Genomic DNA, 14,445 nt, shown 5'->3' on the forward strand with positions numbered 1-14,445 from the left:
ATGGGTCCGTCAGCCGCCTATGAGTTGAGCACGACGCTGGAATGGCTGAATGCCGAACCGCAGCGGCTTGCCGCGCACCGGGGACGGGTAGTGGCGCTGCTGTTCTGGAGCGCCTCGTCGGTGTACTGCCATAATCTGCTGCACGGATTCGCCGCCATCCAGCGCAAATATCCGGACGCCTTGTCGGTGCTGGCCATCCATCTGCCGAAATTCGACGCCGAGCGCGACGCCGCCACCCTGCAGGAGGCCCTGCGCCGTCTCGACGTCCATCTGCCGGTCGCCAACGACCGCGACTGGGCGGTCTGGCAGCATTACGCGCTGCAATCCTGGCCGACCACGGTGTTGATCGACCACAATGGAATGCGTGCCGGCGATTTCGCCGGCGACGACCAGCTGCCGGCGATCGAAATCCTGTTGCAGGAACTGATCGCCAAGGCCGGTGCGATTCCGCCCAAACCAGCCGGCCTGCATGTGCGGCCGGGTCACAAGCAGTTCGCCGCATTGAACTGCCCCGGCGGCCTGGCCTTGGCCGACGGAAAACTGTATATCGCCGATACCGGCCATCACCGCGTGCTGGAGTGCGCGCCGGACGGCAGCGTGCAACGTGTGTTCGGCAACGGCATCCCCCTGTTCCTGGACGGCCCGGCCGGCGACGCCTGCTTCAACCGCCCATCCGGCATGGACGTCTATCGAGGCCATCTGTACGTGGCCGACACCGGCAATCACGCCGTACGCCGGATCGACCTGCGCCATGGCGGCGTCGATACCGTGCTGGGCGACGGCAAGCCGGGCGTTTCCCACGGGTACGGCGACGATTCCGCCGCGCCGCGGATCAACAACCCCACGGCGCTGTGCGTCCGCGACGACGCACTGGTGGTGGCGGATGCCGGCAACAACCGGCTTGCGCTGTACAACCTGGCCTCGCACGCGTTCAGCACGTTGGCCGGATCCGGCTCGCTGGGATTGCTCGATGGCGTCGGCGCACGCACCAAGCTGGCGCATCCCCTGGCGCTGGCCGGCGGCGGCAGCCAGCTGTATGTGGCCGAAGGCAGCACGTCGAGCGTACGCAGCGTGGCCGTTCCGGAGGGCCGCATCAATACCGTGCTCGGGCAGGGGCTGTACCAGTTCGGCGACGTCGACGGCCCGCGTCAGTCCGCGGCCCTGCAGCATCCGCGCGCGTTGGCGGTGGACGACAAACGCGGCGTGATCTGGATCGCGGACGCGTACAACGGAAAGATCCGCATGCTCGGCATGAACAACAACCAGCTGTCGACGCTTGCCCTGATGCAGACGCTGCGCCAGCCCTCGGCGCTGGCGCTGGACGGCGAATCGCTGTGGATCGCCGACGGCGCCGGCGACCAGGTCTACCGGTATTTCTTCGAATCCGAGTTCCTGTCGCGGCTGAACATCCAGATGGCCTGAACATGGACGCAGCGGAGCAGGAACGCACTTTCGACGGCAGGCTGTTCGCACAGGACCTGTCGAACGCGCCCGGCGTGTACCGGATGTACGGCGCCGGCGACGCCGTGCTGTACGTCGGCAAGGCCGCCAACCTGCGCAAGCGGGTCGCCAGCTATTTCCGCGACGACCTGCCGTCGCGCCGGATCGGCCACATGGTCAAGCAGATCGCGCGCATGGAGGTGACCGTCACGCGCACCGAAGCCGAGGCGCTGATCCTGGAGAACCAGCTGATCAAGTCGCTGAAGCCGCGCTACAACATCCTGCTGCGCGACGACAAGAGCTATCCCTATCTGGTGATCACCGACGAGACCTGGCCGCGCATCGCGTTCCACCGCGGCGCGCGTACCCTGGCCGGTACCTATTTCGGGCCGTACCCCAGCGTCAACGCCGTGCGCGCCACGCTCGACCTCATGCAGAAGATATTCCGCCTGCGCACTTGCGAAGACGCGGTGTTCCGCAACCGTTCGCGGCCCTGCCTGCAGCACCAGATCGGGCGCTGCAGCGCGCCCTGCGTCGGCCTGATCGGCACCCGCGATTACGACGCGGCGATCAAGCGCGCGGCGCTGTTCCTCAACGGCCGCAGCGGCGAGCTGGTCGACGACCTGACCCGCGCCATGGAAGAAGCCAGCCAGCGCCTGGAGTTCGAGCAGGCGGCCGGCCTGCGCGACACCGTCGCCGCCATCCGCACCGTGCAGGCCAAGCAATACGTCGAGGGCGAACAGGTCGACATGGACGTCTTGGCGGTCGCCATGGAGGCGGGTACGGCCTGCGTCATGGTTTTGAGCTTCCGCAACGGCATGAGCTTCGGCACGCGTTCGTATTTCCCGAAATGCAACGGCGCCGAAAGCCCGGAAGAGGTGCTGTCCGCCTTTCTCGCCCAACATTACCTGGAGCGTACGCCGCCGCGCGAGTTGGTGCTCAGCCACGCCGTCGAGGACCTCGGGTTGTTCGAGAAGGTGCTTTCGGAGACCGGCGGCCGCAAGGTCGAGATCAAGCACCAGGTCCGTGGCGAACGCGCGCGCTATCTGGCCATGGCGATGCAGAACGCGCAGATGGCGTTGGCCACCGAGCGCCACGGCAAGCAGGCCCAGCTCCACCGCCTGCAGGACCTGCAGCGGATGCTGGGCCTGGAGACGCCGCCGCAGCGCATCGAATGCTTCGACATCTCGCACACCCAGGGCGAGGCCACGGTCGCCTCCAACGTGGTGTTCGACGCCGAAGGCGCGGTGCCCGGCCAATACCGCCGCTTCAACATCGACGGCATCACCCCCGGCGACGATTACGCCGCCATGCAGCAGGCGCTGAGCCGGCGCTTCAAGCGCGCGCTGGAGCAGGGCGTGCTGCCGGACGTGCTGCTGATCGACGGCGGCGAAGGACAACTGGCACAGGCCCGCGGCGTCATGGCCGAACTCGGCATCGATGGCCGCGCGGTGCATCTTGTGGGGGTGGCCAAGGGCGTGGCGCGCAAGCCCGGCGACGAGACGCTGATCCTGCCGGACGGCCGCCAGCTCAAGCCCGGCGCGGCGTCCCCGGCGTTGCAGCTGATCCAGCAGGTCCGCGACGAAGCCCACCGGTTCGCCATCACCGGCCACCGCGGCCGGCGGCAAAAAGCGCGCGATACGAGTACACTAGAGCGCATCGAAGGCATCGGCGCCAAACGCCGGGCCAAGCTGCTGAAGCATTTCGGCGGCCTGTCAGGCTTGAAAGGGGCTGGTGTGGAGGAAATCGCGCGCGTCGACGGCATCAACCGGGCTCTGGCCGAGCGCATCTACGCGCAGCTGCACGGCATCGACCGGGTGTCCGGATGACGATCACCATCCCGACCTGGCTGACCCTGTTCCGCATCGTCACCATCCCGCTGATGGTGGCGGCGTTCTACTGGCAGCATCCGGCCAGCCACATCGTCACCACCGCGGTGTTCGTGCTCGGCGCGCTCTCGGACTGGCTGGACGGCTGGATCGCGCGCCGCTTCAACATGGGCTCGGATTTCGGCGCGTTCCTCGATCCGGTCGCCGACAAGCTCGCGGTCGCCATCACCCTGTTCATCGTGGTGCAGCGCCACAATACCGTGTACATGGCGATGCTGGCCGCGGTCATCGTCGGCCGCGAAATCACCATCTCGGCATTGCGCGAATGGATGGCGCAGGTCGGCGCGCACGGCCTGGTCAAGGTCGCTTCGCTGGGCAAGCTCAAGACCATCTTCCAGATGGTCGCGTTGGGCTGTCTGCTTTACCAGCAGGACCTGTTCGGCCTGCCGATTTTCCTGATCGGACAGGTGTTGCTGTCGGTCGCGGCGTTCCTGACCCTGTGGTCCGGCTGGGATTACCTGCGCGCCGCCTGGCCGCGCATGAGTAAATGAAAAATTTTCGCCCACGGGCTTGACAATAAATCCGCCAAAACCGATAATATTCTTCTCCGCGGGAATAGCTCAGTTGGTAGAGCACGACCTTGCCAAGGTCGGGGTCGCGAGTTCGAGTCTCGTTTCCCGCTCCAGTTTCGAAAAACCTCGGTCCGCCGGGGTTTTTCATTTTCTAGCGTAGAACCCGCCCCGGTTTTCCGATAGAATCGCAAGTCCACCGGCCTGGTGGCAGAGTGGTCATGCAGCGGCCTGCAAAGCCGTGTACGCCGGTTCGATTCCGACCCAGGCCTCCAAATACAGCCAATCCACCGCCCCGGTGGCGAAATTGGTAGACGCATGGGACTTAAAATCCCCCGGCCTCGCGGCCGTGCCGGTTCGAGTCCGGCCCGGGGCACCATAATATAGTTTTGTAAAATTCAACGATGTCCAAAGACCCGCGTAAATGCGGGTTTTTTATTGGTTTTATATCCCAAGACGTCCAAAGAGATGCTATTGCAACCGAAACAACTACGGGGCACAATAGGGGGCATAAGACGATTCTCTTGGGGGCGCGGTCATCATGGCAGGTCAAAATAAGCTAACCGAAGCCGCTATTAAGCAGGCAAAACCCAAGGACAAGCCTTACAAGCTCGCTGACGGCAACGGGATGTATCTGGAGCTGATGCCCACGGGTGCCAAATACTGGCGCTTTAAGTACCGCTATGGTGGCAAAGAGAAGCGTTTGGCCTTGGGGGTCTATCCGACCGTGACGCTCTCAGCAGCCCGAGAGAAGACGCGGATGGCCAAGCTTGAGCTGGCTTCGGGTGTCGATCCGAGCGCCCTGAAGAAGCATAACAAGCACTTGAAGCAAATATCTACCGCCAACACCTTCGCCCTGGTGGCCGGTGAGTATGTTGAGAAATGCAGAAAAGAAGGTGCTGCGACTGTCACGCTTGCGAAGCTGGAATGGATACTGGGCAAGAAGCTTTGCCCGGTTATCGGCGGGTTTTCCGTTTCGGAGCTGAAGCCGATGCAACTGCTTTCGGCCTTTCGGTTGATTGAAGCCGATGGCCTGCATGAAACGGCGAATAGGGCCAAGCGGGTTGCCAGCCAGGTGTTGCGCTATGCCGTTGCGACGGGTCGTGCCGAGCGCGATGCGACCCAGGACCTGAAGGGGGCCTTGGTTAATCTCAAGGTCAAGCACCGGGCGGCGATTACCGATCCTGCCGAACTGGGCAAGCTTCTGGTGGCGATTGATGCGTATAAGGGCACAAACGTGGTTAAGGCCGCAGCGCAGCTGACGCCTATGCTGTTTCAGCGTCCGGGCGAGATTCGCTTCATGGAATGGGCTGAAATTGACTGGGATCAGGCGTATTGGGACATCCCAGCCGACAAGATGAAGATGCGCCAGCCCCATATCGTGCCGCTGAGTACTCAGGCGCTCTCGATCCTGCGGGACTTGCAGCTTCAGACAGGTTATGGCCGCTATGTCTTTCCCAGTGCCCGGCGGGGTGGGCGTCCGATGTCAGAAAATGCCGTTCGCATAGCACTGAGAACATTGGGCTACAGCAACGAACAGGTCACACCGCACGGCTTCCGTGCCACCGCCCGCACCATCCTGGATGAGGGGCTTGGGTTCCGGGTTGACTTCATCGAACAGCAATTGGCACATGCCGTTAAGGACGCCAATGGCCGCGCATACAACCGCACCAAGCACCTTCCTGAGCGCAAAATTATGATGCAGGCGTGGGCGGACTATCTGGACCAGTTAAAATCGGCAGTTGCCTAATTATTAAAGCTTTGAATGGGGCAATATTTAATGCAAATGGCGGGTCAAAATTAGATGCAAATATACAGACTGGGCTTTATAGCATTACGTAGATTTACTATAGTAACTATTTTAAAATGTATAAATTGACAGATTTAAGTGGACTTTTGGAATTGTATAACATGACTTATAAATTCTAGAATATTAAATGCCTATTGCTTCACTACCCTTAATTGCTCGCCTCAGGACGGGACCACACATGTGGGCAATAGTTTTGTTGTTTGTGATGAAGCTAGGATTGGCAAGTACTTTCGATAATTACGAACCTATCGAACATTTAACCAACAGCGAGCAGGTTAAGCATCTAGAAGGTGCTGAAACTAATTTTAGTTCTACTGCCGAAAGTGATGCCACTAATCCACAAAAACATGCGTCAGACGCCTGCCCTGATTACAACTGTCATAATATTACCGCCATGTTGCCATCAGCACAGGGCATAACCATTTATATATCGCAATCGAATTATTTCCCATCAGCGATTTATTTTAAACAAGCTGCCTTACAGCCTGATTTCAGACCGCCGATTATCTAAACAAGCTAAAAACAATTCCCCGACGATACACTCGCCGGCTTAGCTCCGTTTAGAGGATTTACTAATGTCTGTGTTCCCCCATTTTCGATTCCCAGGAATCGAGGTGATGCTTGGCATGTGTTTGCTGGCCTTCGCCAGCTACAGCAAAGCCAATGTAGCGCCAGTTCTCACTACCACTGCACCTGCACCGATCAAACAAGCCCTGCAATCCGCTTGGAACAATCACCCCAACTCCCGTATTACCGAATCGCAATTGGCCGCAGCAAGAGCTAGAGCCGATGCGGCCAGCCGTCCGCTTTACAATCCTGAGCTGGAATTGGTTTCTGATAAAGAAGGCACTGACCGCGCGTCCTCGGCCGAACTAAGTATGGCAATTGATATCAGTGGCAAACGCCGGGCTCGTCGCGATGCCGGTGCGGCCCAATTGCAGTTCGACGAAGCGCAGGCACAATTGCGCCGACGTGACTTCGCCGTCAACTGGCTAACTGCCTGGTCTTCGTTGCAAGGTGCACAGCAAGCCGTGCAGGTGGGCAATAAACGCTTGGATTTGATGATTCGGTTTGCTGACTTGGCGGAAAAGCAATTCAAGGTCGGCGACATTTCATCCTTGGAAAGAGACTTGGCATTGCTGGCACGCGATGAAGCCCAAAGCGAACAAGCCAATCTGCTGGCCGATCTGGCCGAGCAGGAAGAAAGCTTTCGTAATGTTGGTGGACAGCCCGACCACAGCAGTATGAATTTGATGTCGGCCAACAACCTGCCAAGCATTAACACCGAGCATGCCATCAAGCTGGAATCACTTCCAGAATGGCAGCTGGTTAATGCCAATGCATTAGCGGCGCAGCGCCTGATTGCCGTCGCCAAAAAGGATCGCATTGCCGATCCAACTCTCGGCTTTACCAGTGGGCGAATCGATTATGGCAATGTTACCGATAATATCGTTGGAATTAAGCTCAGCATTCCCTTGTATGTCCGCAATAGCTATCGTGCCGAAGTGGTGGCCGCACAAGCCGACTCGGATGCCGCCAACATCGATGTTGAACGGGTTAATACCGAGCTGCAATCACGGGCAACACGCGCCAGGACCACTTACGCAGCCATGCAAAAAGCGGCACAACTTTGGCGCAGCAGCAAAGGCACTAGCGTAGAGAGCCGATCAGAACTACTCGAAAAACTATGGCGCGCAGGCGAAATCTCGACTGCCGATTATTTATTGCAACTGAAACAAACGCTGGACACGGCATTAGCCGGTGCAGAACTTGAAAGCCGTTTATGGCGCAGTAGCACCGAATACCTTTCTGCCACCGGCCAGCTCGAAAGCTGGCTCGGCTTGGACACCCCATTTAACGGAGACACTTCCAAATGAATTTGAATCGATATTTTGGCCTGACTGTGATGGTCGCCCTATTAATCACTCTGTCGGCGTGTTCATCAAAGACAGCTGAAACGGAAGCTGCAGCAAAAGAAAAAGCCACCGAACAACATGTCGGCGAAGCTAAAGAAGAACACGGCAAGGAAGAAGCGGCTGGCGAGCATGCCGAAGAAGAAGGTGGCGAGCATGGCGAAGAAGTAGCAAAGCCGATCAGTATGGACGCCAAAGCTATGGCAGCAGCCGGTATCCGTGTGGCCAAGCTGGAAAAAACATTGCTAAACGAAGAGTTGCGCACACCGGGTGAAGTCGTCGACAACGCCTATGGCACCACCTTAATTACCCCTCGCGTGGACTCCCTCGTCGTGCGTCGTCATGCCAAATTGGGCGATGAACTCAAAGCAGGCGCTCCCTTGGTGACCTTGTCGTCGGTTGAAGTCGCACAGACCCAAGGCGCGTTACTGATTGCCGAACAGGAATGGAAACGCATGCAGTCCCTGGGCCGCGATGCGGTTTCGGGTCGTCGTTATAGCGAAGCCCAAGTCGCTGTGGAGCAAGCCCGCGCCGCCGCCCGTGCTTATGGTTTGCCGGGTTCCGCCGTGGGGCGTGCCAATGGTGAATTCACCTTAACTGCACCGCATGCCGGACGTGTTACCGAAGATAATTTTGTGGTTGGTGAGCGCATTGAACCAGGTCGCACCTTATTTCGTTTAGTAGATGAATCCATTGTTTGGGTCGATGCCAAACTCCCCGCCGAAAACGCCCAGCGCGTTGCCGTCGGAAGCAAAGCCGACATTGTTCACGGAGACGTTCGCTTGACCGGGAAAGTCGTGCAACGCTCTCACCGGACTGCTGAAGGCACCCGTAATTCGTTGGTGCGCATTGAAGTCATGAATATAGACGATAGCTTGCACGGCGGCGATTATGTCGATGCCTACCTAGATGCCGGTGCCAGCAAAGACACCCAGCTCGCCGTGCCGACCGCAGCGGTGCTGCAACTGGAAGGCGATACCATTGTCTTTCGTCAAAATGCCGACAACACGCTTGATCCCGTTTCCGTTCGCACAGGCAGCGTGATTGGCAATCGCACTGTCATTACCGAAGGTTTAAAAGTGGGCGATGTGGTTGTGATTGAGGGTGCTTACACGCTCAAAGCGCAAATTCTTAAAGCACAAATGGGAGAAGGTCATGGGCACTAATCGTGCTATCCCCGATACGTTAGGAGGCCCGTCATGCTGAATCGAATAGTTGAACTTTCCCTGCGCTATAAATTTTTGGTGTTGATTGTTTTTGCCGTGATTGCGTTTCTTGGCATCCAAGCCGTACGCAATGTGCCGATTGATGCGTTTCCCGATATCACACCGGCACAGGTCAATATCTACACGGAATCGCCAGGCTTGGCGGCAGAAGACGTCGAGCAACTTTTGACTTTTCCAGTAGAGTCCGCGATGGCTGGCCTTCCGAAAGTGCAGGAAATTCGCTCGGTAAGCTTGTTTGGTTTGTCGTATGTCTCGGTATATTTCGAAGACGACATGGATATCTATTTCGCTCGCCAATTGGTGAATGAACGCTTGCAGGAAGTCGGCGATCGTTTACCCGACGGTTACGGCAAGCCGAGTATGGGACCGAACTCGTCGGGCTTGGGGCAAGTATTCTGGTACACCGTTGAACGAGGACCCGGCGTTACAAAAGAACAAGTTACCGATATGGACTTGCGCTCCTGGCAAGATTGGACCGTGCGTTTAATCATGCGCACGGCGCCAGGCGTCGACGATGTAATGTCTTGGGGCGGCGGTGAACGCGAATACCAAATTCAAATTGATCCGCAACGACTGTATGCCCGTGGCATGGGCTTTCGTGACGTCATTGAAGCCTTGCCTGCGAATAACGGACAGGTCGGCGGCAATGTGATGGACGTCGGTCGCGAGCAATATCTCGTGCGCGGCCTGGGCTTATTGGCTTCCAGCGACGATATCGGAGCTATCGTACTGAAAGCCGAAGATGGCGTGCCGGTATATATGCGCGATGTGGCCAATATTGTACAAGCCCCTGCACCGCGCTTTGGTGCAGTGACTCGCGACGGCGAAGAAGTCGTACTCGGTATGGCACTCTCCCGCATGGGTGAAAATGCCAAAGACGTGGTCGAAGAAGTCAAAAAGAAAATGGAAACGGTGTCTGGTGCATTGCCGAAAGAAATTGTGCTCAAGCCAATTTATGAGCGCACCGATTTGGTCAATAAAGCGGTTGGTACTGCGACGGCAGCCTTGATCGAAGGCTCCATTTTAGTCGCGATTATTTTGTTCCTGTTTTTGGGCGAATTGCGATCGGCGATTGTGGTCGTGATCACACTGCCTTTGGCGATGCTCATTGCGTTTATCGGCATGGGGCAATTTGGCTTATCGGCAAACCTGATGTCGTTGGCCGGTTTGGCAATCGGTATCGGTATGATGGTCGATGGTTCGGTGGTCTTGGTCGAGAACGCCTTTCGCATCATGGCCGAGCGACTCGAGCACGGTGAAAAGGTCAACAAAACTTCGGCGGTGTTAGCCGCGGCCAAAGAAGTCGCAAATCCGATCTCGTTTGCGATCATGATTATTATTGTGGTGTTCCTGCCGCTATTTAGTCTGGAAGGCTTGGAAGGCAAATTATTCAAGCCAATGGCGTTCAATATTGCCTTTGCGATGGCGGGTTCTTTGGTATTAAGTTTGACCCTGATTCCGGTATTGGCCTCAATGATTCTCAAACCCAAACCCGAGAAAGACACCTGGCTGGTGGCGTTTCTAAAGCGACACTATCGCCCGTTGTTGGACAAGGCGTTGGCCCGTAAAAAGGTCGTGGTGGTTACTGCCAGTATCGCTTTGGTATGCAGCTTGGCTTTATTTCCGTTCCTGGGTAAAGAGTTTATGCCGCAATTGCAGGAAGGTTCGATCATGTGGCGCGTCACGGGCATTCCGTCCACTTCACTCGATGAATCGATAAACACCAGTAATAAAATTGCCGAAGCCTTCAAAAAGTTTCCCGAAGTTGAAACGACTCTGGCCATGATTGGTCGTGCCGAAAAAGGTGAAACAGCGGACGTGAATTACATGGAAATTTACACGGCGCTGAAACCCGAAGATGAGTGGACAACCGGACGCAGCATTAAAGAGCTCGAAGTGGCGATGCAGGAAACCATTGAGGAAGTAGTCCCCAACGTGGTGTCGGGCTTTACCCAGCCGATTCAAATGCGGGTGGAAGAGCTGATTTCCGGCGTGCGAGCCACACTGGCTTTGAAATTATATGGTCAAGATCTGAAAGAACTCGATCGTATAAGTGCGCAGCTCAAACCCGTGCTGGCAAAAGTACAAGGCGTTGCTGACCTTTCATTGGAAGCGAACTTGGGCAAACCTCAAATTAAAATTGAGGTGAATCGCGGTGAATTGGCACGCCACGGCATGAATGCCGAAGAAGTACTGACCATCGTCCGTAATGGTTTAGGTGGCGAGCCGGTCAGTGTGTTGCTCGATGGTGTCAAACGCTTTGATATTGCCGTACGTTTGGACGACAAAACACGGGATTCCATCGAGTCGCTACGTCGCATTCCATTGAAAGCGGCCTCTGGTGCAATCGTGCCTTTGTCGGAAGTTGCCAATGTCAGCGTGGCAGAAGGCTATTCATTTATTCGACGCGAACAATTGCAACGCTACGCCGTCATCCAAATGGATGTGAAGGGGCGCGATGTCGACGGCTTTGTGGCCGAAGCCAGTGCGGCCATCAAGCAGCAAGTCAAATTGCCGCCTGGCTATTGGGTTGAATGGGGCGGTGCCTTTGCCAACCAGCAGCGTGCCTTGGCAAAACTGAGTCTGATTGTACCGGTCACAATCTTCTTCATTTTTGTTTTGCTCTATACCGCCTTTAACTCTATCAAATACGCGGCCTTGATTTTGGCTAACGTACCGTTTGCCACCATCGGTGGATTGTTGGCATTGTTTGTCACCGGGCAGTATTTGTCGGTGCCGTCAGCCATTGGCTTTATTGCGGTGTTCGGTGTCGCCATGTTGAACGGCATCGTGTTGGTGAGCTTCTTGAATGAACAGCGTGAGCGTGGGCTGTCGGTGCGTGAAGCCGTTGTACAAGGCACGGCCTTGCGACTTAGGCCGGTGCTGATGACCGCCAGCGTAGCTATTCTTGGGCTTGTGCCTATGCTGCTCTCAAGTGGCGTTGGTGCAGAAACGCAGAGACCCTTAGCCACGGTGGTTGTCGGCGGATTGATTAGTTCCACCTTGCTCACGCTGATTTTGTTACCCGTGTTGTACGAATGGATGGAAACCCGCGCCGAAAATAAAGCCAAGGAGATTGCCCAATGAAACAGTTAAAAGCTTTCGTACACCGTAACCGTATGGGCGACATCGTACACGCCTTGGATGCCGCGGGTTTCACGCGACTGAGTTTGTTCGATGTCAAAGGCATGTTGCAGGCACTTAGTACCCGCGAGCAGGAATACTCGGTCGAGCTCGGCGAGAAAATGATCAACGAAGTCCAGATGGAATTGTTCTGTGAAGACGATGAAGTCGAAGCTGCCATTGCTATTTTTAGCAAAGTCGCCCGCACCGGCAAACCCGATGCTGGCTGGATTTATGTGAGCGAGATTGGGCAAAGCATTCGCATCGATTAGGGCGAACAATCACAACCCGATGAAAAGTCCGGTCACCCAGCGCACGCTGGGTGACAAGGGAATTCCATTCATCTACCTGCAGGAAGTATAGAGATGCCACACCAACACAAATACGACAAAGATGGCAAACAACTTTGCTGCACGCAGGAAGAAAAAATCTATTCCAAAGCGGGCGCTTCGGCGTTATTAAAAGAAGGGCATTCCGAAAATGATGGCCATGACCACGGCCACGAAGATGGCGATGGTCACGACCATGCATCAAGCAGCGATAGTCCGATAAATATGTTTCGGCCCGCTATTATCAGTCTGGTTTTGCTACTGATTGCGATCGCGCTGGACTCCTATGTGAAACCCGACTGGTTTACAAGTTGGATTCGCGTTGTCTGGTACATAGTCGCTTATGTGCCGGTCGGTGTGCCGGTACTCAAAGAAGCCTTTCAAAGCATTAGTAAAGGCCAGGTATTCTCTGAATTTTTCCTGATGGGCATTGCCACCATTGGTGCCTTTGCCATTGGCGAGTATCCCGAAGGCGTGGCGGTGATGTTGTTTTATGCCGTCGGTGAAGTGTTCCAGACGTTGGCAGTGAAGCGTGCGAAAGCAAATATCAAGTCGTTGCTTGATCAGCGGCCGGATGAAGTCACGATTCTGGAAAACAACCAGGCTAAAACTATCAAAGCCGACACGGCAGTTATCGGCAATATCATACAACTAAAGGCGGGTGAAAAGCTCGGCCTAGACGGTGAGCTATTGTCTGACACAGCCTCTTTCAACACAGCCGCGCTAACCGGTGAAAGCAAGCCCGATACCAAAGCCAAGGGCGATACTGTGCTAGCCGGAATGATTAACCTCAATTCGGTGGCGCAGGTAAAAGTCACCACCGCCTATACCGATAGCAAGCTAAGCAAAATTCTGGATTTAGTGCAAAACGCGGCTGCACAAAAAGCACCGACTGAGTTGTTCATCCGCAAGTTCGCAAAAATATACACGCCGATTGTCGTTTTCCTGGCGATCGCCATTTGCGTACTTCCGCTGTTTTTTGTGGACGACTACGTATTCCACGATTGGATATACCGTGCTTTGGTATTCCTGGTGATCTCCTGTCCGTGCGCTCTGGTCATCTCAATTCCGCTGGGCTATTTCGGTGGCATCGGTGCTGCCAGTCGGAACGGTATTTTATTCAAGGGTAGTAATTTCCTGGACATCATTGCCAATGTACAGAGTGTGGTGATGGATAAAACCGGCACCATGACCGAGGGCGTATTCAAAGTTCAGGAAGTCGTTCTCAATCCCAAATTTAACCAAGCCGACATCATGGCCATGGTGAATGCGTTGGAAAGCCAGAGTACTCACCCCGTGGCTTCTGCCATCCATGAATATGTTGGCAACGTGGATACCTCGATCAAACTCGACAATGTCGAAGAAATCTCCGGGCATGGGCTTGTCGCCGAGGTGAATGGCAAGGCACTACATGTAGGCAACTTCAAGTTGATGGATAAATTTGCCATTGTTTATGACATTGATCCGGCCAGCATTGTTTACACCACCATTGCCATTGCTTACGACAATAGGTTTGTCGGACATATCACCATTGCCGATAGTATCAAAGAAGATGCGCAACTCACCATCGACAAGCTCAACGCATTGGGAGTCAAAACGACGATGCTCAGTGGTGATAAAGGCAGTGTGGTGAAATTGGTAGCTGATACTTTAGGTATTAAAAGCGCCTTTGGTGATTTGTTGCCGGAAGATAAAGTCAACAAAGTAAAAGAAATCAAAGCGCGAAATGAATCGGTGGCCTTCGTAGGCGACGGTGTCAATGATGCGCCAGTGGTCGCGCTCAGCGATGTAGGTATCGCCATGGGCGGACTGGGCAGCGATGCAACGATTGAAACCGCTGACGTGGTGATTCAGGATGACTTGCCTAGCAAAATTCCCATGGCCATCAATATTGGCAAGCAAACCAAGAGAATTGTCTGGCAAAACATCATTCTCGCCTTCGTCGTGAAAGCAATCGTATTGGTGCTTGGTGCCGGTGGCCTGGCCACTATGTGGGAAGCCGTGTTCGCCGATGTCGGCGTGGCCTTGTTGGCCATCATCAATGCAGTGCGGATACAGAGAATGAAGTTTTGATCTTGGTTGGGTTCTACCCCGTTTCCGCGGACAGTTGAGTTAAGACACTGAACTTCCGATCCTGAGCATCCAGCCTACGCTGCATCCAAGGATTGTGGAAGCGCTCGATATAGTCAAATACGTCCGAGCGGGC

The 14,445-nt window shown here is 55.6% G+C and carries 10 protein-coding genes, 3 tRNA genes and 1 pseudogene; 13 read left to right on the forward strand and 1 reads right to left on the reverse strand.

Going from position 1 to position 14,445, the window contains the following annotated elements:
- The 13 genes from IEV56_RS09735 (at position 1) to IEV56_RS09795 (ending at position 14,312) form a co-directional block, all read left to right on the forward strand.
- Complete coding sequence (locus IEV56_RS09735) at positions 1 to 1,422, forward strand: thioredoxin-like domain-containing protein (protein WP_188450167.1); 1,422 nt, start codon at positions 1 to 3, stop codon at positions 1,420 to 1,422.
- Positions 1,423 to 1,424: 2 nt separating this feature from the next.
- Positions 1,425 to 3,269, forward strand: a complete 1,845-nt coding sequence (uvrC, locus tag IEV56_RS09740; RefSeq protein WP_188450168.1) for an excinuclease ABC subunit UvrC — start codon at positions 1,425 to 1,427, stop codon at positions 3,267 to 3,269.
- A complete protein-coding gene (gene pgsA, locus IEV56_RS09745) occupies positions 3,266 to 3,820 on the forward strand; it encodes a CDP-diacylglycerol--glycerol-3-phosphate 3-phosphatidyltransferase (protein ID WP_188450169.1) in 555 nt (184 codons plus the stop codon). The genes uvrC and pgsA overlap by 4 nt, the downstream gene beginning before the upstream one ends.
- A gap of 58 nt (positions 3,821 to 3,878) precedes the next feature.
- Positions 3,879 to 3,954, forward strand: a tRNA-Gly gene (locus tag IEV56_RS09750).
- A gap of 85 nt (positions 3,955 to 4,039) precedes the next feature.
- A tRNA-Cys gene (locus tag IEV56_RS09755) sits at positions 4,040 to 4,113 on the forward strand.
- Between the two features lie 17 nt (positions 4,114 to 4,130).
- Positions 4,131 to 4,217, forward strand: a tRNA-Leu gene (locus tag IEV56_RS09760).
- Positions 4,218 to 4,379: 162 nt separating this feature from the next.
- Entirely contained in the window at positions 4,380 to 5,588 is a 1,209-nt protein-coding gene (locus tag IEV56_RS09765) for a tyrosine-type recombinase/integrase (RefSeq protein ID WP_188450170.1), read from the forward strand.
- 187 nt (positions 5,589 to 5,775) lie between these two features.
- The gene (locus IEV56_RS09770) at positions 5,776 to 6,159 is read left to right on the forward strand and encodes a hypothetical protein (RefSeq protein ID WP_188450171.1); all 384 of its coding nucleotides are present in this window, start codon (positions 5,776 to 5,778) and stop codon (positions 6,157 to 6,159) included.
- A 64-nt stretch (positions 6,160 to 6,223) separates the two neighbouring features.
- Complete coding sequence (locus tag IEV56_RS09775) at positions 6,224 to 7,525, forward strand: TolC family protein (RefSeq protein ID WP_188450172.1); 1,302 nt, start codon at positions 6,224 to 6,226, stop codon at positions 7,523 to 7,525.
- Positions 7,522 to 8,727 (forward strand): efflux RND transporter periplasmic adaptor subunit, encoded by a 1,206-nt coding sequence (locus IEV56_RS09780; RefSeq protein ID WP_188450173.1) that lies wholly within the window; start codon positions 7,522 to 7,524, stop codon positions 8,725 to 8,727. Before IEV56_RS09775 ends, IEV56_RS09780 begins: the two co-directional genes overlap by 4 nt.
- Before the next feature lie 33 nt (positions 8,728 to 8,760).
- Positions 8,761 to 11,874, forward strand: coding sequence for an efflux RND transporter permease subunit (locus IEV56_RS09785; RefSeq protein ID WP_188450174.1), 3,114 nt, complete (start codon positions 8,761 to 8,763; stop codon positions 11,872 to 11,874).
- Positions 11,871 to 12,182: a P-II family nitrogen regulator gene (locus IEV56_RS09790; RefSeq protein ID WP_188450175.1), complete on the forward strand. Its 312-nt coding sequence runs from the start codon at positions 11,871 to 11,873 to the stop codon at positions 12,180 to 12,182. The genes IEV56_RS09785 and IEV56_RS09790 overlap by 4 nt, the downstream gene beginning before the upstream one ends.
- A gap of 93 nt (positions 12,183 to 12,275) precedes the next feature.
- Entirely contained in the window at positions 12,276 to 14,312 is a 2,037-nt protein-coding gene (locus tag IEV56_RS09795; RefSeq protein WP_188450176.1) for a heavy metal translocating P-type ATPase, read from the forward strand.
- 13 nt (positions 14,313 to 14,325) lie between these two features.
- Here IEV56_RS09795 and IEV56_RS09800 read toward each other — a convergent pair.
- Positions 14,326 to 14,445 (reverse strand): annotated as a pseudogene (locus IEV56_RS09800) (IS3 family transposase); the annotation flags it as partial.

It is taken from the genome of Arenimonas maotaiensis (assembly GCF_014638745.1).
GTDB classification, from domain to species: Bacteria; Pseudomonadota; Gammaproteobacteria; order Xanthomonadales; family Xanthomonadaceae; genus Arenimonas; species Arenimonas maotaiensis.

Coding starts and splice junctions, on each gene's coding strand:
- IEV56_RS09735 (WP_188450167.1), top strand. CDS start 1: ATGGGTCCGTCAGCCGCCTATGAGTTGAGCACGACGCTGGAATGGCTG.
- uvrC (WP_188450168.1), top strand. CDS start 1,425: ATGGACGCAGCGGAGCAGGAACGCACTTTCGACGGCAGGCTGTTCGCA.
- pgsA (WP_188450169.1), top strand. CDS start 3,266: ATGACGATCACCATCCCGACCTGGCTGACCCTGTTCCGCATCGTCACC.
- IEV56_RS09765 (WP_188450170.1), top strand. CDS start 4,380: ATGGCAGGTCAAAATAAGCTAACCGAAGCCGCTATTAAGCAGGCAAAA.
- IEV56_RS09770 (WP_188450171.1), top strand. CDS start 5,776: ATGCCTATTGCTTCACTACCCTTAATTGCTCGCCTCAGGACGGGACCA.
- IEV56_RS09775 (WP_188450172.1), top strand. CDS start 6,224: ATGTCTGTGTTCCCCCATTTTCGATTCCCAGGAATCGAGGTGATGCTT.
- IEV56_RS09780 (WP_188450173.1), top strand. CDS start 7,522: ATGAATTTGAATCGATATTTTGGCCTGACTGTGATGGTCGCCCTATTA.
- IEV56_RS09785 (WP_188450174.1), top strand. CDS start 8,761: ATGCTGAATCGAATAGTTGAACTTTCCCTGCGCTATAAATTTTTGGTG.
- IEV56_RS09790 (WP_188450175.1), top strand. CDS start 11,871: ATGAAACAGTTAAAAGCTTTCGTACACCGTAACCGTATGGGCGACATC.
- IEV56_RS09795 (WP_188450176.1), top strand. CDS start 12,276: ATGCCACACCAACACAAATACGACAAAGATGGCAAACAACTTTGCTGC.